Genomic DNA, 20,791 nt, shown 5'->3' on the forward strand with positions numbered 1-20,791 from the left:
TGCCTCTTTCCCTTCGTCCACAGCTTTTTCCTTTTGATAACGAATACTTCTTACATTGACTGTGGTTCGACTCCTTATCGAACCACAAACGACATCATCCACGCACTCATCCGCCTTCCTTGCAACCCCGAACAGGGCCTCATGTTCAACGGGGTTGTGTAACCTCTTGAATTTTTGTAATAAGATAGAGGCTCACGTGCTACATTTTCCGCATTCCAGTGTATAATAAGAAATAGTTCAGGGAACTCACAGATCATTATGACTTGTCCCCTCATTTTTTCTTTCACCATAGCGTTTTTCTCTTCGCGAAAGGAGGCTGTTCACATGACCATTACAGGCAAAACGACCCACACACGCATGATTCCACTTTGGTCCGGTGTCTTGTCCTTAATTCTGGGATTCCCTGCCATGGGTCTGGCCACGGGATATGCAGGAGATGCCCACCACCCATCCGGGTACAGCACGTCCCCCCACGGTGCAGGGACCTATGGCCATGGCCAGGTTCATCACGGCACGGGCATGTCGGGTGGCTATGGCACAGGAGGAAGCTCCTACAAATCCGGACATGGACCTCATCAAAGTGCCTCTGAGTTCATCGAACACATTTTGAAATTCAAAGAAGGCATGGCCCTTACCGAGGATCAGGTCACCAAACTTCAAACGATTAAAACCGATTTTGAAAAGAATAAAATTAAAATGAAAGCTGACATGCAACTCACCAGCTTGGATTTGCACGAGTTGTTGCGAAATGACCAAGGTGACCTGGGCGCTGTTGAATCGAAGCTGAAAAGTCTTTATGAGATTCGTGCAGGCCTTTACCTGGCATCCGTAAAAGCCGGGCGGGACGCCAAGGCCGTATTAACGGACGAGCAACGCTCTCGCATGAAAGCGGTCCATGATCGGATCAATGCCCATCAAGAGGGCGGAATGACGAAAGGCCATCCGGGCGGGTATTCCCCCCATTCCAAGGACAAAAAAAGCTAAGCAGCTTACTATACCCCAAAAAAGGAGGCTTCATGCCTCCTTTTTTTTTAATTGAGGTTGAAGGTTTTGTTACGGCCCGAGGCTTAAGCGACCCTTCAGACCCGATGAGACAAACACGGTTCCTTCTTGATCGACAATCACCCCTTCAACATCCGGCAAAGACTCGATGAGAGCCATGCCTTTGTCAGGACCCATGACAAAAATTCCGGTGTCCAACCCATCGGCCATCACACCATCTTTGGCTATGACCGTGACACTTTGACATCCTCGAGCCGGATGAAGGGTCTTGGGATCGAGGATGTGGTGAAAGCGAACCCCGTCTTTTATAAAATACCGTTGATAATCTCCCGCAGTAGAGACCGCTTCATCTTCCAACTCAATCCGCCCTAAGACTTCGCCCTGCTCCTTTCGGGGATGCTGGATACCAAAAACAAAACGTTGGGTATCCGGCATACGTCCGAACGTTTTAATATCCCCCGATAACGCAACCACGCCTGCGGTCGCTCCTGTCGTGCGCATTACCTTGGCAGCGAGGTCGGCGGCATACCCTTTCCCGATTCCCCCTACATCAATAGACATCCCAGGACGCCGCAACCACACACTTCGCGTTATTTCATCCAATTGCAGGTTTGATAACTCTATTTGCGGGCGAAGCGCTTCCAGATCTTCCTGACGTGGAACCTGCCCTTCCCCGCTGACATTCCATGCATTCACCGCTGGGCCAAGGGCGATATTGAACCCTCCCTGCGTAAGTTTTGCCACCTCCAGCGACTGCGTGAGGACTTCAAAGGTTTCCTGACTCACCTGTATGGATTCCCGTCCCGCCGCAGCATTCACCTGTGATAATTCACTGGATGAAATCCAGGTGCTCAGCAACTCCTCTAATCGCCTGATTTCATCAAGCCCCGCTTTGACCGCCCTCTGCGCAATCCTCTCATCTGCCCCAACGGCCGTGACAAACACCACGGTTCCCATCAGCATCTGACTGCGTTTTACCAAATGCGGCGTGCCCTGGCAGCCCGCCAGGAAGAGAATCAAAAAGCAGAGTCCAAGTATATTCTGCATTCGCCCCATGATAAATCTCCTATCTTTGACAATAACGTTGGCTTCCGAACAGCCGGAGGGCCGCTTGAAAGAATTTATGTGGAATTATGGCGATTGAAGTATCGGAATCTGGGGTAGGGTGTGACTTCAAACAATCGTGCCCGTAATAACGGAGGTTCCGCCAGGGAGGACAGGACCACATTGGAAGAAAGAGATGGATAACGAACCGTCATTTCCACGATGGCTTTTACTGATTCCGAGACAATGGTTACTTCTAACTCTCTTGTATAATTCGGAGGATCAACCTGGAATCGCCAACCGCCAAGATACACTACACCCTGGTCTGGAACCTCAAAGGTTAGCGGAACTTCCGCACTGGATCGAAACCCGCCTTCCACAATAAATACCCGGGTCACTTGATACTGCCCTGGCTTCAAGGACAGAAAAAAATAGGAGGAAGCTGCCTCAATTTCCACACGATACCGCCTTTGACCATCCTTGGAGCTGAATTCAAGTGAAGCTAATTCCGGGAGGTAAATTCTTCCTGACGGCTCTTCCTGCCACACGTGAATGTGTCCGAACACCAGGGGCTCTGTGAGGTCTTCTTGGGAGGGATAAGACGGGAGCTGATGCGCGCATCCCATACTCATTCCAACAAGAATCCCTAAAAACACTAGTCGGCAAGCAAGAACGTTCAGCATGGCCATCCCGTCATAATACTGTCTTTAACTTCCGCAAACTCCCACACATAAAAATATCCGAAAAAAATGGGACCTTCTTGACAGACCCCAAACTCATGCGGTATTTAAGGGCCTTGTTAATAACGGTTATCAATTTCAAAATTAACAATAATTACATTCAACATCAAGATGACTCAAGGAACCGAAATAGCTTCTCCATGCAGCACCACCTCAGAGGCACGCTGCCATTGCGGGCAACTGATGGCCATCTTAAAAAAAGATGGGGTGGAATTGAAATGCAAACGCTGCAAGCGTCTTGTATTCATTCCCTTTACCCTATTGAGCGACTAATGCAGGGGTTGCCCCTTCGATTGAATACGCTCCTGAATATGCGTAGCGTTCCGATTCCCGGTTTATCATGAGTTCCTATCATTGAGGACCCTGAGTCCCCTACCCCTTTACTGAGGACCTCCGCGTCCCAATCCTATATTAGGAGGTTTTCATTCATGAAGAAGTTCACCATCGGGGTCCTTATGGCCCTCTGTGTGTTTCCAACTTTTCCGGCCTTCTCCGCCTCCGGTGAAGAGGGACTGACGCCGGCTCAGCAGGAAGCGGTTCGCCAAGCGGTCCAAGACTATCTGAAAGGGCAAGGGACCCCAGAGACAGCCAGGCCACCGATGACCCAACCAGGAACCGCCCAGGACCCACCAGATTCTGGTAAAAACCTTCAGGACCTTGGCACGTTTCAAGGGAAGCGGCAAAAAGCCGATTCCTCCATGCAAGGGTCAGGAGGTCTGATCTATGCCCGCCCCTTCGTCTCTTCTCCCAAGGCCATCGTCGGCGGTTACATGGACATCGAATACTTTAACCGGGCCAATCAAGGAAACAGCTACTTTGATCAACACCGGTTGGTGCCCTTCATCTATGGGGACATCAGCGAGCGCGTGAAATTCGCGGCGGAAATTGAATTCGAGCATGGAACCAACGACATTACGGTTGAATTTGCCACCATCGATTATCTCATTCAAGAACCCCTTAACTTGCGGGCGGGCATCATCCTGGTTCCTCTTGGAAAATTCAATCTCCTGCATGACGCCCCACTCCGCGATCTCACCGAACGCCCACTCATTAACCAACGGATTATTCCAACAACGCTTCACCAACCTGGTGTTGGAGCCTACGGCACATTCTATCCCACGTCTCTCTCAAAGCTGGATTACGAATTCTACGTCACAAATGGATTCACCAATGCTTTTGGAGGAGACGGAAATCCTAATAATACGTCCAATATCAACCAAACAAACGGAATCCGCTCTGCCCGCTCAAGCAACACCGAGTTTGACAATAATAACGGCAAATCCATCATGGGACGTGTCGCGTTCAGCCCCATTTTGGGAGTGGAAGTCGGTGGTTCGGGATTTTACGGAAATTATGGCACGAATAAGGATGATAAATTGGCCATTTGGGCGCTGGATTGGACCTTCCAACGAGGCGCATTTGAACTTATCGGAGAAAGTGCCTGGGCTTACATCAAGGACAATAATATTAATCAAGACGGAACCCGAAACGGCAATCCACGCAGAATGCAAGGGTATTACTTACAGGGGAATTACCATTTCCTTCCAGAATGGCTAACCAGAATGGCCCCCACCTTCTTTAAGCAGGAAGTCTCTACATTCACTGCTGTTGTCCGGTGGGAACAAATGAACCTTGGGCAGGATTTAAGTGGGGAAGCCGGGAAACTGGGGGAATGGCAACGTTGGACATTTGGCCTGAACTTCCGTCCCACAGAAGATACGGTGTTCAAAACCGATTTCCAATATACGCCAGTCGGTCGAAATGGAAATGAGCGGATTCATGATACGGCTTTTGTCGCATCCTGGGCCACATATTTCTAAGAATTCCCTTTGAACAGGAAAACAGAGAGAAACGGCCTTGCCGTTTCTCTCTGTTATTAGCTTCAAACAGTATCGAAATATAGGACTACATCAGCATATTTTAAAGAACATACCGGTTGACCCCTTGAACATCGGATGATACAATTCGTTCTCATTTTTCATAATGAGAATCAAATTCAAATAAATCGAAAATCATTCTCGTTTTTTATTTTATGACTTTATCTCCTGCTTCCCTCCTTCGAGGAATCTTCATTTTGGCATTCACCGCTTATACTCTTGGCTGCTCCTTCCTTTCCGGTCAAGACTTAGTTGTCGATCGATACATGGCCTGTCCAATTGATTCCGTATGGAATTCTTCCCTGGAAACCCTCAGGTCCTATCCCGTGAATAAGAAAGACAAGTCCAACGGAGTAATCGAAACGGGGTGGAAGGTGGAATATGTGGAAGGCGCCAAGTATGGCCTTTTCCAACGGGAAGGCATGGGGGACAAAGAACGATCGCAATTGACCCTGACCATGAAGCCACTCGATTCCAATGCCGTGCGCCTCCAAATTGCGGAACGGCGACAACATTGGGGATTCCGCGGCGGGGCCAGACTTTATGATTGGTATCCCGTCGAACCATCACAACAAGCTGTGAATCACATTTTAAACAACTTAACCGAAAAACTTGAGGCTGAAGGATGTTTCGTCGAATCCTGATTATCCTCCTTCTCAACACACTCCTCTTTCTTGGTCTGACTTCGGGAGGCCAGGCCCAAGACGAGCAAATTTGGGATCAGGAATTGAACCGATACCTCACGCCCCAGGAAATGGGTCAAGAGGATGTCTATCTGACTCCAGAAGAAGCTGCAAAATTTACATTTCCTGAATCCGATTCCATCCGCTTTGTGGTCATCAATCTCACCCCAGACCAGAAACGACTCATTGAGGAACGAATTGGATGGCAATTTCCGGAATCGACCTTTGAATGCTTCATTGCAGAAACCCGTGGAAAAATCGATGGATGGGCCTTTATCCAACATACAATCGGCAAGCATAAGGCAATGACCTACATGGTAGGCGTTGACCCCGATGGAGAAGTCACCAACGTTGAAGTATTGGTCTACCGAGAATCACGGGGAAGCGAAGTGGGGAAAAAACGCTTCAATTACCAATACCAAGGGAAAAAACGCCGAAGACCCCATCCGGATCAACCGTGACATCATCAATATTTCCGGCGCCACCATGTCCGTGCGTTCCATGAGTGCCGGCGTTAAACGCGCCCTGGTCCTGGCCCATGAACTTTACCTGCAAACCCAGAGCCAACCCCTTCCATCAATACGGCCAGTCGAACGACAAAAATTTTTGGAGTCCCTGCTGGGATTCTAGAGCCTCCTGCAATAATGGGATGCGAAACTTTAATGCCCGCTTTCGGCTCCGTGATACCGACCGCCACATTCGCTTAGTCTATACCTGGTTTCTCCTGCTGATGCTCGCAGGATTCATTTTCACCTTTTTTTGGGCTCATAGCATGACGGAGCTAAGCCTTAAAGGCCTTGCCGAGCATTATCGAGGATCGGATGCAACTTTTGGTGAACCAATGCCGTTTGGTCAACTGGCCGAGACCACACATTTTCATCTGTTTACCATGCCGGTCACATTCATGATTTTGGTCCATGTGCTTTATCTCACAATGGTCAGCCCCACACTAAAAGTGGTTACGACATGGATGGCCTTTTTTGGGGTCACCCTGGATCTCGTTTCACCTTGGCTGATTGCCTATGTATCCCCAATCTTTACTATTACCATGTTGACCGGAGACATCCTGATGGTTGTGGGATTTCTCATCATGTTCGTCATACCCATGCATGAAATGTGGTGGAAAAAATCCGCCTTTATGATGCCGGAGTCGGATGACTGACTTATGCCCTTTCCCCGATTGGAGGAACATTCTTTACCCCAACCCATGCTAGGCACAGGTCACTTCAACTCCCAGTTCGCTCAAAACGGCTACTGGATCTGTAGGATGGAAGGCGACAAGAGTTTTCTCACTCAATCGAATTAGACAGCCATACTTTCATGAGAGAGGAACAGATTTTTCTCCCACATCCTACATCGGCCTGGTCAAGGGTTCCTTGTTACCATGGCTTCGGGACGTGGATAGGCATCAGCCTCTTTTCGGTATTTCTTTCTTCCTGCGCCCCAGATTTGTATTGGGCAAAACCAGACGCAGGCGAGGGTGAATTCGAACAGGATCTTCGCTCGTGTCGTGAAATCCTGATCAATGACGTACATTCCGAGACTTCATTGAATCCATTCAGCAAAGGAATAACTGATGATGTCTTGGCACAATGCATGAATAGCAAGGGCTGGTTTTTGGCTGAAAAGCCATAAATTCTCACCTTTGTATTGACTCCATTCCCGGATGTTTCCCGAATGTGCCTTAACATGTTGCCTGATGATCTTCGAATAAACAGCAGACTTTTTTGATGTTCGCCTTACCCCATAAATGAAATGCGGTGTCAAATAGGGGCATTAATAATGCCAGAGTCTGACGACTAAGTACGTTTAACCAAATTCCTAAGGCCCGAGACTTTTAGAGTCCAGAGCCCATGAGCTGCCAGTGTATGCTCATGGGCTTTTTTTGTGAACAAGGAATGTCATGCCCTGATTCTTCATATATCCCGAGGATGAATACCCTTACATTCATCCTCATGTAGGCGAGGGGGTGGGCCTCCTCCTGTCCCCCTCGCCTCGCTCCGCCTCAACACCTGAGTTGTGAGATTACGTTCATCATTAATTCATAAGGGATCAAAGAGGATTTCTCCGACCATTCATTCATTTTAAAGCGAGGTGCCCCCGTGAACGTCAAAAAATCTATTCTTTTCTCTTTCGCTCAGGTCTTTTGTATGGCAGTACTCACCTTAACTCTATCCTTTTTCGTCAATACACCTCTGGTGTTCGCTCAGCAAGCCGAAGAAGTTGATCCTCCGGAAGTCACCAACGGTGAGCGTTTGTTTCTGGAAACCCGATTTGCTCAATTGTTTAAAATCTTTCTGGATGAAGGGGGAGATGTGAATGATCCCTTGCCCCAAGGCGATCCCGCTCTCAACAAAGTGACGAATTGGCAACTCCCACCCGATCAATATGCCAATGGCCCGTTTGCCGGTCAATCGATGAATTGCCGGAGTTGCCATTTTGTCGATGAACTCCTCGATGTTCAGAACTACGGAATGAATACCTATTCGGATTTTGCACGACGGAGCCCTATTCCAGCCCGTGAAGATGGAAAACATACTTCAGTCCGAAACGCGCCACCGCTCGTCAATTCCGCTCTTCCTCGACAAATGTTTTTTCTACATGCCGATGCCGAATTCCCGACAATGGTGGATTTGGTCACAGGTACACTCACCGGACGGAACTATGGATGGCTTTCCGACGAACAGGAAGCCGCCATTTCACATATCGCCAGAATTATTCGAGAAGACTCGGGAACCGGCGATCTGGCGCAGGAGTTTGGCGGGCTGTCCTATCGTGTCCTGTTCACCGGAACCGATCCATCTATTCCTCAGGAATTCCTGATCCCTGAGGATTTTCGGGTAGAGGTTTCTCAAGCCACCGACCGACAACTTGTCCAGGCCGTTTCACAACTTATCGCCGCGTATACGGACCAACTCCTTTTCTCTCAGGATGACGAGGGAAGCTTCAATCTTTCTCCTTATGATGTCTTTCTTGAAATGAACAGTTTGCCCCGTCGACCCGATAAGTGGGAGTCTCCCAATACATATGCTCGTCGATTGCTTCAACAGATTAAATTTCTCGAATCATACGATTCGCAAAATTATTCCCGATGGCCTTCACCCCCTTCTCACGATACCCCGACCATTCAGTTTGTTGAGAAAAACCCCCATACGGCTGATGGCAAGTTTCAGTTCCATGACCAACCCTTCACCTTTGGACCTGAGGAATTACAAGGCTTGAAAATCTTTTTCACCCAACAGGGTCGACACCAGCATCGTCATAAAGGCCATCACATTCGGCCCAGTGATCAAGCTCAGGGAGGAATTGGGAATTGCATTGCCTGTCATACGCCACCAAATTTCACCGACTTTCGTTTTCACAACACGGGAATTGCCCAAACGGAGTATGAACGCATTCACGGCCCCGAATCGTTTTCCCTGCTGGAAATACCCGGATTGCAGCATCGAAATAGAAATATCGATGCCTACCTGCCTGCCACAGCAAAGCATCCTCATGCTCATGAACCATTCCGCGCCATTCCCTCGCCAGACAACCCCCAATGGACCGATCTGGGCATTTGGAACATTTTCTGGAATCCTGATTTTCCCGAATCTCAACTGCCCATTTGGTCAATCCTCTGCGAGGACGCCCTCAATGAACATTTTGGGGTATTTCGTGGCTTCCAAGCCTGTCGGCCAGATCGACTCCTCCCGAGAACTATTGGTGCTTTCAAAACTCCCGGGCTCCGGGATTTGAGCCATTCGGCTCCCTATAGTCATGCCGGTATCGCCGATACGCTTAACGATGTGATTCAGGGGTATATTACAAATTCGGATTTAGCGCGAAAGGGCTTGCTTCGCAATGGTGCTTCCGAACTGAAAAACATTGCCTTAATTCAAGACGACATTCCGGCCTTAACGGCCTTTCTGCGATCCTTAAACGAAGACTACGAGTAAACGACGAACATATCGCCTCAAACAACACCTTCCACACGGAACTCTACCACCTGGAAGAAACTGAATCTCCTTAAGCCCACGGTGAGTCATTCACCGTGGGCATTTTTTTACTACTTCATATTGGAGGAAGCTTCTATCACGCCCACTACTCGAACAGTGGAGAATTAAACAATCGCCTAAAGACCTACATCGGCAGGAACGTTCTTTGAAAATTGGTTCGTCCTGGCACGCAAAAAACCCCAACTGGAGTATCGCCCTCACAGGATTCCTAGCCTGTTGCCGGCTGGCTGTTGTGAGGCGCTTTCCTCGGCAGTCTGTACATCTAAACTGGCATGGCCCATTCGACCCGTAGGTTTTGGAAGAGGGAACCAAAGCAGGTTCTCGATGATATCCGGCCATGGATCCGCTCATGTTGCAGCGATTGAACAAACCCGCGCCTTGAGCAGGGACGGTGGAATCTGCTCACGCTCATGGGTTATTCCTCCCGGTTGCCGATCCCTTTGTCTCACGTGGACTTAATGAGGAGATGGTAGTCGAGATGTTGCGGTACAGTTGGGTGACCATCGTGCGATCTCTGGAGATTGATCTCATCGCCAAGGTGATTCCGACTGGAGGCGGGGTCATTCTGAAATTTAGGCCTTCCGTCCTGTCGCCCTAAAAATTTTTCATGCCTGAACCCGGCATCAATGGGCCATACCGATTCCCGCTATCTACCCATGCCATAAGCCTTACAGCTCCCCTCGACCAACTATCCGGACAAATCACCTGCTCAAATCCCTCAGCACCAAATGGGCTACCCGTATGGCCGGTATATCAGCGTCAAATGCCTTACTATTTTTGTGATTTGAGACTTCGATTCCTCGCCATCAGGAGGATTGGGAATGTTCAAGAGGGGAAATTTTTCTGACTGAAAAAGAATCCCTCCATTTAGTTTTTCGACTACAAACATGACTGTTCCCGTTTGTTGAATATAGCCAAAATATTTATTTCCGGCTAATATTGAAATTATAAATGATTTTCATTATCATTACATGAAAGATAATTTGTATCAAACTGGTGTAGAACAATGGAAGAAAAGAATTCCAAATTATCGAATCCTCAACAACCTGAAGATTGGCGATGCCACTGTGGCAGGCTTAATACAAAAGCTACCCTCAATGATCCTTCCCTCTTTCTGAGGTCTGGGGTGAAGTACCCCTTGCAAGTCGTTCAGACTGTTATAGGTGAATCCTTCCGTTTCTACCTTAAAACACTTCAAATAAAACGCGGTAAAGAATTTTACAAGAAGGACAGATCAACCTCATGGCAATTGCAACCGCCCTTGGGTTTAGTAATCAATTTACCTTTAGCTAAATTTTTTAAAAATTCGGTAGGCTTTTCCTCCTCATGTTTACGGAAATGGTTTGAGGATATACCTAAATCCAGCCCGGACAAAACGCCAATGAACGGAAACAACTATACATACGAACAAAATTCCAGGGCGAGCGAGTTACCCCGCATGCTCGCACAAAGGTTGGGTCTCTTTTCCTCCTCCGGGACGCTCAACCATTCTTTTTAGTCGGAGGACGCAAACAATGGAGGCTATCCCCATGAACATAGGACATTCCACTCTGCCACACATGAGAATTCCCGCACTGCTAAGAGGAAATATGATCGAATTGGATCTAGCGAGCCTGGAGGGACAATGGGGCATATTGTGTTGCCTTCCCAAACTTGAATTTTGCGATGCAGTGTTTCTCAATCAGTTTCGCAGAACCGTCCAAAAACAAGGCGCCCTCTTATTGGGTATGCAACACCCCGCTCACTTGCTTCACGGATCGCATTTTCCCACAACCAAAATCCTTTCCATCCCTTTATTGACTGACTCTACACACCGTTTAGGTCGAGCTCTGGGCTTATGGAGTCAACCTCGCTTTAACCAATGCCAGACCATCATCTTCGACCCAATGGGAGTGATCAGAAACAAACGGATCCATTCCTTCAACTGGCATGGCATGACCCTCCTATTGGGCATGTTAAAGCAATGTCAGGACTTTTCGCCTCAGCCACCTCAAGAACATATCGACAGTCCTGCCACAGCCAATTACATATTTGCTGGACAGAGTCTGAAAGCAACCCTCTGTTGATATTTTATTCACAAATCAACCTCATACCGCTCAGGAGACACCTATGCCACCAAGTCAACAACTCAAGCTGAACGTCTGTGACTGTAGTCGTATCCATCTCACCTATGGGTCGACCACCCTTCATTTCGAAAAAGAAGAGTTCCTCGCCTATGCAATGCAATTGACCAGAATGGCGGCTTACGTATCAAATACCGCTGGGCTTCCAAAAGGACAAGGCCTCACCGACGCCAAATCCACGACTTGTCATTGAGGAAAACATTTGTCATCCATCAAATGCGTTCAAGGAAAACGTGCTTGATGACCCTTAATCTGGTGAAGGAATTCAAGGAACATCTCATGAAACGAGATTCATTTATCATCGAAGGGGAAAAGCCCGTGTTCATTAGTTTGTCGGTATCCTTGGGATTCGTTTTTCTCAGCATCATTGGCCTTTGGGCATTGCCCGGAATCATGCTGCTCTTAAGCCAATAGGATCATTTGGAATGGATTAAAGAATGGGAAAAAGTTGGCTGCAGGCTTTTTGAATTCATTTGACCGGTTTTGGTTGCCAAAGCCAAATCATGGTTAAGATACAAACGGAATGTCCAATTCATGCCATGCTTTGCGATCTCCTTCCCAAGGATTTTATGGCCCTTGCCCATGACCATACGAAAAAGGGTATTCCTGATAATTTTTTTCCTGCACCTTATTACGTGGTCGTAAGGGGCAGTACAAGGAATCGGGGAAATTGAACGCCAGCCCAGCATGGATGAGCAATGGGTTTTCACCATAGGGGTATGACGAGGATCAAGACGTCTCATTTGCCCAGCCGAATCCTGCCGTGGTTGATAGTCCTCTTACACAAACAGTCCAATGGATGGATCAAAAGGTGCGTCCCACTAACATGCAAGTATCGCAACATCTCAAGTCGACAGCTCGAAAGCCTGCTCTTGGCTTTTTTCCATTGGCAGTCCAGACAACATCACAAGCCATTTTTTTAATCAAAAGATCCACAATAAAGAGGAGGCTTTTCATGCAATCAGGTCCTCACCAGCCAGTGAATAAACCCCGGGGGCCTTTTCCCGGCCTACCCCAGGGTCCTAGGTAAGGTTTTTCATGAAACCATTTGCTCGGTATCCGAAAGGGTCTCATTTTTTTAACTTTAGTCCCTCTCAATCCTCAAGATAGAGCGCACAGGACTGAACCAGCCATTCCAGGCATCCGGTCATCGCACTACGAGGGGATTAATATGGGAGCGCAATGATGATTGGTTATTTTACAACCCGCTGATAATGAAACCTCTGCCCAGAAGTCCACCACTCCATATCTCAGTTCAGGAATGCAGCCTTCAAGAAAACCAGCTTTTGACTCCTTAATCATGAAATCGGAGGCCTAACGTTGAAGAAGGGCCACTTACCTTTTCCTTCTTCCTTATTTGGACGAGGGAAAAATGACCTGTCAAAAGATGGAATATGCCCCAAGCAGAAAGCAACCAAGGTCTCGCACAAAAGATACCGTAACCCGACAATTATATTTGCGAAAATGGAGATAAAAAATACGGGAGGGTATATGGTGACTTGTTGAATGGAGAACAACAACTACTACAACTTGTTTTTAACAAACCTGTCTGCAGAGGGGGTCTTATTTATAGATCTCCTTCAAAGCAGCGCCACATCTAATAGCCCGATTGTCTATATTCATCCAGTTATTCATTCACTCCATAAATAAGAAGGCGAAATCTCTAGTCCACCATGCCTTACTCCTGATTCTTCAATTTTCCCCTCTCGTGTTTTCTCCCTGAAATTTATTTTTTTCAAATGAATAGGACCAAAATTGACAACCCATTCTCTTTTTGGGTATCTTTAATGAAATTGATAATAGGTTTCAAAATCATAAAATTGACGAAAATATATTAGGCATTCCAACCAAATGCTCACACATAAGCGTCCGGACACAACATTGCAATGCCTGATTTGTTGGGACCCAGAAGGTTTTTACTGATTACGAAGGAGGAAACAGCATGAAGATCGGAACACGCGCACCAATGTGGAAAACCCCATGCTTGGTAAATGGCAAATGGCAGTATCTTCCCCTAACGGCGTTTGGAGGAACACAGTTTGTGCTCTGTTGCTTACCTGCCTTTACTGAAACCGCTGCATGGTTGCTTGACCAAGAGGTCAACCGGTTTCATGCAGGAGGAATCGTACTCGCGGTCTTAGTACCTGACAGTGCCTTTCTTGAGAATTCCTGGTGTCGCCATCCTCAACACTTTGGCCTTCCATTTCTGACTGATCCTCTCAATCGTTTGGGACGTTCCCTACACCTCTCAGCCTCCTTACCGCCCCATCGATGCGAAACATTATTTTTTGACCATCGCTGCTGCCTACAATTTCGCCTGTTCCATGACCTCAACCTCCGAGGTATCACCACAGTGGCGGAGGTTGCAGAAAGTGATTTCTGTCGGAACTCTGCTCAAGCCAGTCTTGAGTCCAGGCTTCCCTTCGACCAACTTTTGCCACACTGCTCATCATTTGAGGCTCCAACAGGCTGAAACTCCTCCCCCATCAATGGAATTCTGTAGCAACCCTTGAAGGAGAAACTTTATGATGCTTACGCCAGCCTCTGCGTTATCCCCAGTTTCAAAAACCCCATTTCTTTCCATTCACCAATGGCTGTACCTCTTCTTGTGCCTAATGGTGGGAATGTATGCTGGTTTTGGCCAAACAACCTCTCAGTGGACCGATGCCCTTCCAGACATGGTTGTCGGGGGCTTCGCAGGCTTGTTGGTCGGCTTCCTGGCTCTGTGGTTAGAACGACATCTGACGGCATGCCACCGCTCTACCTTGATTGGTGGGAGTCTTGGCCTCATCGTTGCCCTGACGGCGATCGGTTTTGTTGTGATCATGGGAATGGGGACAGGGCTGCTCCAACTGTCTTCTCTTACCCCGTGGATCAGGCTGCCTATCTTTCTTCTCTTTCCCTACCTCGGGCTGATGGTCGGTATTCACATCTCCAACATACTGCTGCCGGCCCCACAAGCGGAACAAGCAAAAGATTCCCCTCCTCGCGCCTCGCTACCCCCATCGAACACCCTTCAAAAATTGCTGGATTCTAGCGCCATAATCGATGGCCGAATACTCCCTCTCTGCACCACAGGTTTTTTGGAAGGTCCTTTCCTGGTTCCCAAAAGTATTCTGCATGAACTCCAAACCTTAGCCGACTCCGCTCACCCATCTAAACGAATTAAGGGGAAGCGTGGCTTGGATATCTTATCCCAACTTCAGCAACTGCCGAATATGGAGGTGGTGATCATCGAGGATTGGGACCCCGACATATCAGCGGTGGACCATCAACTCATCGCCATAGCCAAAAACCGTGAAGCCAAGATCGTGACCAACGATTGGAATTTGGCAAAAGTCGCATCAGTTCAAGGTGTGCTCTCCCTCAACGTCAACGAACTTACCTACCAATTACGCCCTTTAGTTTTGCCTGGCGAAACCATTCGAGTCTTCATTCACAAAGAGGGTCAGGGGCAAGAGCAGGGAATTGCCCATCTCGATGATGGCACGATGGTCGTCGTCGACCACGGTGCCCCTTTAGTCGGTCAAGCGGTTGAGGTGGTAGTGACCCGGTTCATGCAAACCAACACGGGACGGATGATTTTTTCAACTCCCCAGTCCAAAACCTCTCCATTGTTTGTCAATCTCCAACCACTTCTCAGGGATTCAGAGGTGGTTTCGGGATACTCTCGCAGCCTCGTGGAAGATCATAGATGATGATGGATAAGGAAGGACAGATGCCACTACCACCCAAACACGTTTTTATGATGCGACATCAATATTTATTGATCTGGAGGTTTCCACTAACCGAACTGTCAGTCTATCCCGGAGAGGGCTCTTCCCCTCTTCAAGCTAGTGGGGGGCCCATTCGCACTCCTGGGTCCCCTGCTTTCTTTGATGCTGACCTTCGACACGAATCACCTTAAGAAAGGAATCAACCATGTCATTTCAACGTTGTCCTCAATGCCAGAAAAGTACACTTGCACCAACCGGAGCCTTTTGGTGCTGTACGAATTGCGGATCTGCAATTACTTCTCAGGCCCTAACCGCCATAAGGGAATCAGTCAAAACCAGAGGCCATCGGCACACCCACCTCATCCATGAAATTCCCTAATGCTCTATTGAAAGACTAGGTTAGTCTTCAAAGATGCTGAGTTCATTACATCCTGTGAGCCATGGCGAACACGTGGCACCCATACAGAATTACCCAATACCTGGAGACGACCGGCCTCGTCTTTTGCCCATGGCGCCACGAAAGCACTCGTGGAAAACCAACCGATCGGGATCAAAGCCAAGCTTCCATCTTCTGATCGATATCTTGAATGAGAAGCATTCTTTTCCCAGAATGACCTATCTGTTATGCTAGTGACCATGAGTGATTTCCTCACACACTACTTCCCCCGTCAAGAAATACTTTTTGCATTGATACTCCTTTCCATTGGCTGCACAACTCAACTGTATTGGGCTAAATCAGATGCCCAACCAGGTGAATTTGAGGAGGATGTCAGGCAATGCCGCCAATCATTAATTTCCAACCCTGACGAGAAGGGGATTTCCGAAACCCTCTCCCGTGTATTTAAACTTTCTGAAGATGCCGTAGGACAATGCCTAATGGCCAAAGGCTGGTTTTTGGCTGAAAAACCCTAATCCAAATGCCCTCTTCGATTACTCACCAGGCCAGCAAATGGTGCGTATACGCAGGATCGCCCTAAATTATTCATCCAGAAATTGATCAACCGCCGCATGAAGAGTATGTTGAATTTCCTCACAGTCCTTACCGGACAGGATTTTTTCTCCCTGAGAATTGGTCACATAAAAGACATCGGCCACCTGATCTAACCTGGTCCCGATTCTGGCCATATGAATTGACAGACCCAATTGAACCAGCGTTTTGGCGATCACAAAGAGCAACCCTTGCTTGTCATCGGCAAAGACGTCAATCACCGTAAAGGCATCTGAGAGCCCTTGATCAATATGGACCTCCGTGGGATGCCGGCCAGTAGGAAATAGACGACCAAAAGCCATGCGCCGTCGTCGTTCAACCATTTGGTGAACTAATTGTCTTCCCTCCACGACCTCTTGAATTTCCTTCGCCACTTCCTCCAGGCGCCAGGCAGATGGCGGCCCTTCATAGTCTGAATCATGGACCGAAAACACATCCCACACCGTGCCATCCTTTAGTGTCATAATCTGCGCTTCCAATACCTGCAAACCCATGGCGGCTAACACTCCGGCCACTTGCATAAAAATACCTGGTTTGGTCTGTTCACGGGTGATCAGAACATACTCCGAAACTCCTGATGCCTGATTGAATCTGGCTTCTACATGAGTCGGCTTGACAGGTAAAGAACGAATGGCTAGGAGATACGCCGCCATTTGGTCAACCGGTGTCGACTGAACGTACCGGCTGGGAAGTTGTTGAAGTTTGGCGTTCACCCATTCCGACCAGTCAGGTTCAGGAGAATGTCCCTCGCTTCGATCGGCCTTTAAAATCTTAATAAGTTTGTCTCGAGTTTCTGGGGAAATATTCTTACTTCCATCACCGGAATTTGATGAACCTGCATCCCCGGCAAGCTCTGCGTAGGTCAGGGAATACAGTTCCCCTAATAAGGACTCTTTCCATTTCGTCATCACCTCAGGTCCCACCGCTGATATATCTGCAATAGTCAGAATAAACAGTTTTTGAAGCATCCCGACTGTTTTTACCAATCGGGCAAATGTGACAATGGTTTTAGGATCGTTAAGATCTCGACGAAAAGCCGTATGCGACATCTGCAAGTGATGGCGAACCAGGAATGCGAGAGTCTGCCGTTCCTTCTCAGATAAATCCAACCGATCAGCTGTTAAATGGGCAATTTCCTGACCGACTTCACTATGATCCCCAGGACGCCCTTTGCCTAAATCATGCAGCAACAGCGCCAGATGCAAAATGTCTTTATCAGGGATGTTTCGGTATACCTCTCCGATGATCCCTTGATGATTTTGAAGCCGTTCCGCTTCCCTCACTGCGAGCAGACTGTGCTCATCGACCGTGTATTTATGATATTGATTGAACTGCATGAGGCCACGTACTCGAGAGAATGCCGGCACGAGCTTTTCCAGCAGACTAGCCTGATGCATGGCCTCAAGAATTTGAGCTATCCGACCGGGGCTTGACAGAATTTGCCGAAAAAGCCCACTCACCGGCTTGGTATGAAACCCCTCATTGGGTAGGGTTCCCATGTGCTGAGACAATTCATTGAGAATGCGCGAATCAATAGGGACTGCTTGACGATGAGATGTCACAAATAACCTCAGGAGCAACATGGGGCTTTCCATCACCTCGAGGAGTTTATCCGTCTGAATTGTCAGCCGGTTTTCCAGAATACGGAAGTGCCCCTCAATTAATGGGGGAGGCCACCATTGGCGAACCCGGTCCAGCCAGGATTCCTCTCTGGCTTGATCAAGAAACCGCCGCCCACGATCAAACAACCCGGTCGTATGACGGAAATACACTTGCATAAATTGCTCAACGGCCAATAAATGAGGATGATCCACAAATCCCCAAAGTGCAGAAAGCCGAACCTGATCGTCGAAGGTGAGGATATCTTGAGCCCGTCCCGCTTCAAAATGCAAAAAACACCGAACTCGCCAAAGAAATTCCTGTGCTTCCTGCAGAACCTGATAATCCTGAATAGCAATTATTCCCCGATTCGAGAGCTCTTGAATCGTCCCCGCTCCATATCGAGCCAGGCCAACCCATTGCAGCAAATGCAGATCACGAAGCCCCCCCTTACTTTTTTTAATATTCGGTTCCAGCATAAAGACCGTCTCACCAAACTTGGCATACTCCTTCTCACGCTCTTGAATTTTATCCAGCACAAACCGTTGCGCCCGTTTCTTGATGCTCCGACGTTCGAATTTTCTTTGAAACTCCTGAAACACTGAAGCACTGCCGATCAGAAATCTGGATTCCATCAGTGAGGTACAGGCAGCTAGATCGGCCTCTGCAATCGTTAGACATTCGGCGAGGGTACGCACACTATGCCCAACTTGAAACCCAAGATCCCAAAGTCGGTGAAAGACTCCCGCAGACAGTGCCTCAGCGACCTCCCCTTGATTGCCCTGAGTGAGAATCATTACATCGATGTCGGAATAGGGAGCTAACTCCCGACGCCCATACCCCCCCATGGCCACTAAACAACACTGCTGCCATCCAGCTCGCACACCGGCATTGCCTTGCTGAATGACCTCCCGAAACCGCGCGATCAGTAAAGCATCCATGAAATCCGAAAAAGCCTGGGTAATCTCACTGCCGGTCGCTCCTTCAATTAAGCGTTGTCGAAGAACCTCCCGCTGGGACTGGAGAACATCTAGCCCCAGAGAGGCTTCCTTGTGTCCCGTCAAACCGTTAGGTGGCACAGACATCCCTTCACTCATCGATGGCAACTCCCGCCAACACTAAACCTGTCACACATTCAGATTAAGCTCCCGAACAATATCGATTCGTAATCGGCATGCGCCGATCCTTTCCTAAGGCTCTCGAGGTAATTTTAATGCCCACCGGCGCTTGTCGACGCTTGTATTCGCTCCGATCCACCATTCCCATGATAGTTCGCACAACATGAGAATCGTAGCCCATCTTCACAATCCTGCCCATTGACTCATTGTCCTCAACATAGGCTTGCAGAATGGCATCTAACACAGGATAGGGAGGGAGGGTATCCTGATCCGTCTGATCGTGCCTCAACTCAGCAGAAGGAGCACGCACCTGAATTCTTTCAGGGATAATCACTCGATCAAAATCAGAGTCCCAATACTCACTTCGCCATCGAGAAAGCTGATACACCTTCGTTTTGGGAATATCTTTGATCACGGCAAACCCACCAGCCATATCGCCGTACAGCGTGGCATACCCCACACTCATTTCGCTTTTATTTCCTGTAGTCAGGACTAAATACCCGAACTTATTGGAAAGAGCCATCAGCAGTGTTCCTCGGATGCGAGCTTGCAGATTTTCTTCCGTCGTATCAGCCTGAAAACCCTGAAAAGACTTGCCCAGCACCCCAAGCAAAACCTTGAACGCCCTCGTGATCGAAAGGTGCTGCATCTCGATTCCCAATCTTTCTCCTAGCCGACGTGCATCCTCACGACTTTCCTTAGAGGTATAGGGGGATGGCATCATTACACCCATCACATTGGACGCACCTAAGGCATCCCGAGCAATCAATGCCGTCAATGCCGAATCAATCCCTCCGCTGATACCGACAAGAACCCTTGAGAAGGCATTCTTCCTCACATAATCCTGCACTCCTAGCACAAGTGCCCGGTATATCTCCTCTAACTCACCGATTACCGGTGTGAGCCTTCTCACACCTGGAACGCCGGATTTTGGCCACCTCGGCGTCCACCCCGTGCGGATCATCGGAACCCGAACATCTTCGCCATCAACTTTAGATGCGTTTCCAGGCCCCTTCGATTTCCTCTTTCGTGTTACAGGAATCTGCAAATCGGTCAGCAGGAAATCTTCTTTGAAGGCTTTTGCTCGCGCAAGGACCACACCGGTGGAATCCATGACGAGACTATTCCCATCAAAGACCAATTCATCCTGTCCTCCAACCATATTGGTGTAACTGACCATGACATTGTTGGCTTTCGCCCGAATAGCTAACATGCGTTCACGATTTTGGGTTTTTCCGACGTGATAAGGTGAGGCATTAATGTTGAGAACCAGATGAGCGCCCCCATATGCTGCCTGCCAGCTGGTCGGACCATCAGCGAACCATATGTCTTCACAAATATTAATGCCAATTCGCAACGGGCCGAGGCCGTAGACCGGACTGGTTCGTCCCGGTTGAAAATACCGTTCTTCGTCAAACACCCCATAGTTGGGGAGCTTGCATTTGGCATACGATCTTTTCACCTGACCATTGACCAGAACCCATGCTGCATTCAATGGCTTCCTTCGATCCTTCCCGTGATCCCCGAGCCGTTGTTGAGCCGAACGATCAGATTCAATCACGCTTCCCACTACCGCCATAATTCCGGTCGTGACTTTGGTAATACGGTCCCGCATCCGACTAATATCAAATAGAAACTTCGGCATAAGAAGCAGATCTTCTGGAGGATATCCACACACAGCCAACTCTGGAAAGACAACCACATCGGCTTTAGCTTTCCTCGCCTCTCGAATCCATCCGCAAATAGTGCGGGTATTCCCCTCAAGATCCCCAACCACCGCATTCATCTGCACCATCGCTAATCGAATCATCATGATAAAAAAAACGTCCTCTGTCCCATTGGAACCGAGGACGCCATTGTCCTTTGCGCTAACATATATATACGGGAAAACGTCGTTGTCATC

18 protein-coding genes are annotated in these 20,791 nt (G+C 48.4%); 14 read left to right on the plus strand and 4 right to left on the minus strand.

The genetic code is table 11. From position 1 onward, the window contains the following. Positions 1–324: 324 nt before the first annotated feature. A complete protein-coding gene (locus H6750_03380) occupies positions 325–984 on the plus strand; it encodes a Spy/CpxP family protein refolding chaperone (protein ID MCB9773353.1) in 660 nt (219 codons plus the stop codon). A gap of 69 nt (positions 985–1,053) precedes the next feature. Here the strand turns inward: H6750_03380 and H6750_03385 are convergent, their stop codons facing one another. Together H6750_03385 and H6750_03390 are read right to left on the minus strand one after the other, a co-directional pair. Then, a complete protein-coding gene (locus H6750_03385) occupies positions 1,054–2,058 on the minus strand; it encodes an FAD:protein FMN transferase (protein ID MCB9773354.1) in 1,005 nt (334 codons plus the stop codon). Between the two features lie 65 nt (positions 2,059–2,123). Further along, on the minus strand, positions 2,124–2,729 hold the full coding sequence (locus H6750_03390) for a hypothetical protein (protein ID MCB9773355.1): 606 nt from the start codon (positions 2,727–2,729) through the stop codon (positions 2,124–2,126). A gap of 485 nt (positions 2,730–3,214) precedes the next feature. On the opposite strand from H6750_03390, the gene H6750_03395 reads away from it, so the two are divergent. The 13 genes from H6750_03395 (at position 3,215) to H6750_03455 (ending at position 16,095) form a co-directional block, all read left to right on the plus strand. Continuing rightward, the gene (locus H6750_03395) at positions 3,215–4,606 is read left to right on the plus strand and encodes a hypothetical protein (GenBank protein MCB9773356.1); all 1,392 of its coding nucleotides are present in this window, start codon (positions 3,215–3,217) and stop codon (positions 4,604–4,606) included. Between the two features lie 254 nt (positions 4,607–4,860). Continuing rightward, complete coding sequence (locus tag H6750_03400) at positions 4,861–5,307, plus strand: DUF3576 domain-containing protein (protein MCB9773357.1); 447 nt, start codon at positions 4,861–4,863, stop codon at positions 5,305–5,307. Next, complete coding sequence (locus H6750_03405; protein MCB9773358.1) at positions 5,289–5,807, plus strand: FMN-binding protein; 519 nt, start codon at positions 5,289–5,291, stop codon at positions 5,805–5,807. The genes H6750_03400 and H6750_03405 overlap by 19 nt, the downstream gene beginning before the upstream one ends. Continuing rightward, complete coding sequence (locus H6750_03410; protein MCB9773359.1) at positions 5,698–5,976, plus strand: FMN-binding protein; 279 nt, start codon at positions 5,698–5,700, stop codon at positions 5,974–5,976. Before H6750_03405 ends, H6750_03410 begins: the two co-directional genes overlap by 110 nt. A 19-nt stretch (positions 5,977–5,995) precedes the next feature. Then, complete coding sequence (locus tag H6750_03415) at positions 5,996–6,508, plus strand: hypothetical protein (GenBank protein MCB9773360.1); 513 nt, start codon at positions 5,996–5,998, stop codon at positions 6,506–6,508. A gap of 988 nt (positions 6,509–7,496) precedes the next feature. Continuing rightward, a complete protein-coding gene (locus H6750_03420) occupies positions 7,497–9,284 on the plus strand; it encodes a hypothetical protein (protein MCB9773361.1) in 1,788 nt (595 codons plus the stop codon). 451 nt (positions 9,285–9,735) lie between these two features. After that, the gene (locus tag H6750_03425; protein MCB9773362.1) at positions 9,736–9,942 is read left to right on the plus strand and encodes a hypothetical protein; all 207 of its coding nucleotides are present in this window, start codon (positions 9,736–9,738) and stop codon (positions 9,940–9,942) included. A gap of 931 nt (positions 9,943–10,873) precedes the next feature. After that, positions 10,874–11,410 (plus strand): hypothetical protein, encoded by a 537-nt coding sequence (locus H6750_03430; GenBank protein MCB9773363.1) that lies wholly within the window; start codon positions 10,874–10,876, stop codon positions 11,408–11,410. Between the two features lie 43 nt (positions 11,411–11,453). After that, complete coding sequence (locus H6750_03435; GenBank protein ID MCB9773364.1) at positions 11,454–11,660, plus strand: hypothetical protein; 207 nt, start codon at positions 11,454–11,456, stop codon at positions 11,658–11,660. 47 nt (positions 11,661–11,707) lie between these two features. Continuing rightward, positions 11,708–11,881, plus strand: coding sequence for a hypothetical protein (locus H6750_03440; protein ID MCB9773365.1), 174 nt, complete (start codon positions 11,708–11,710; stop codon positions 11,879–11,881). Positions 11,882–13,409: 1,528 nt separating this feature from the next. After that, positions 13,410–13,940 carry a hypothetical protein gene (locus tag H6750_03445; GenBank protein ID MCB9773366.1) on the plus strand — a complete coding sequence of 177 codons (531 nt, stop codon included), beginning with the start codon at positions 13,410–13,412 and terminating at the stop codon, positions 13,938–13,940. 52 nt (positions 13,941–13,992) lie between these two features. After that, a complete protein-coding gene (locus H6750_03450) occupies positions 13,993–15,165 on the plus strand; it encodes a TRAM domain-containing protein (GenBank protein ID MCB9773367.1) in 1,173 nt (390 codons plus the stop codon). Positions 15,166–15,807: 642 nt separating this feature from the next. Continuing rightward, positions 15,808–16,095, plus strand: coding sequence for a hypothetical protein (locus tag H6750_03455; GenBank protein ID MCB9773368.1), 288 nt, complete (start codon positions 15,808–15,810; stop codon positions 16,093–16,095). 66 nt (positions 16,096–16,161) lie between these two features. On the opposite strand, the gene glnD is transcribed toward H6750_03455, so the two are convergent. Beyond that, a complete protein-coding gene (glnD, locus tag H6750_03460) occupies positions 16,162–18,855 on the minus strand; it encodes a [protein-PII] uridylyltransferase (GenBank protein ID MCB9773369.1) in 2,694 nt (897 codons plus the stop codon). Positions 18,856–18,910: 55 nt separating this feature from the next. Next, positions 18,911–20,704 (minus strand): NAD+ synthase, encoded by a 1,794-nt coding sequence (locus tag H6750_03465; GenBank protein MCB9773370.1) that lies wholly within the window; start codon positions 20,702–20,704, stop codon positions 18,911–18,913. Between the last annotated feature and the right edge of the window lie 87 nt (positions 20,705–20,791).

It is taken from the genome of Nitrospiraceae bacterium (assembly GCA_020632595.1).
Taxonomy (GTDB): domain Bacteria; phylum Nitrospirota; class Nitrospiria; order Nitrospirales; family UBA8639; genus Nitrospira_E.

Excerpts from the sequence above, each read along its gene's own strand:
- H6750_03380 (MCB9773353.1), top strand. The coding sequence starts at position 325 with ATGACCATTACAGGCAAAACGACCCACACACGCATGATTCCACTTTGG.
- H6750_03385 (MCB9773354.1), bottom strand. The coding sequence starts at position 2,058 with ATGGGGCGAATGCAGAATATACTTGGACTCTGCTTTTTGATTCTCTTC.
- H6750_03390 (MCB9773355.1), bottom strand. The coding sequence starts at position 2,729 with ATGCTGAACGTTCTTGCTTGCCGACTAGTGTTTTTAGGGATTCTTGTT.
- H6750_03395 (MCB9773356.1), top strand. The coding sequence starts at position 3,215 with ATGAAGAAGTTCACCATCGGGGTCCTTATGGCCCTCTGTGTGTTTCCA.
- H6750_03405 (MCB9773358.1), top strand. The coding sequence starts at position 5,289 with ATGTTTCGTCGAATCCTGATTATCCTCCTTCTCAACACACTCCTCTTT.
- H6750_03415 (MCB9773360.1), top strand. The coding sequence starts at position 5,996 with ATGCGAAACTTTAATGCCCGCTTTCGGCTCCGTGATACCGACCGCCAC.
- H6750_03420 (MCB9773361.1), top strand. The coding sequence starts at position 7,497 with ATGGCAGTACTCACCTTAACTCTATCCTTTTTCGTCAATACACCTCTG.
- H6750_03430 (MCB9773363.1), top strand. The coding sequence starts at position 10,874 with ATGAACATAGGACATTCCACTCTGCCACACATGAGAATTCCCGCACTG.
- H6750_03435 (MCB9773364.1), top strand. The coding sequence starts at position 11,454 with ATGCCACCAAGTCAACAACTCAAGCTGAACGTCTGTGACTGTAGTCGT.
- H6750_03440 (MCB9773365.1), top strand. The coding sequence starts at position 11,708 with ATGACCCTTAATCTGGTGAAGGAATTCAAGGAACATCTCATGAAACGA.
- H6750_03445 (MCB9773366.1), top strand. The coding sequence starts at position 13,410 with ATGAAGATCGGAACACGCGCACCAATGTGGAAAACCCCATGCTTGGTA.
- H6750_03450 (MCB9773367.1), top strand. The coding sequence starts at position 13,993 with ATGATGCTTACGCCAGCCTCTGCGTTATCCCCAGTTTCAAAAACCCCA.
- H6750_03455 (MCB9773368.1), top strand. The coding sequence starts at position 15,808 with ATGCTAGTGACCATGAGTGATTTCCTCACACACTACTTCCCCCGTCAA.
- glnD (MCB9773369.1), bottom strand. The coding sequence starts at position 18,855 with ATGTCTGTGCCACCTAACGGTTTGACGGGACACAAGGAAGCCTCTCTG.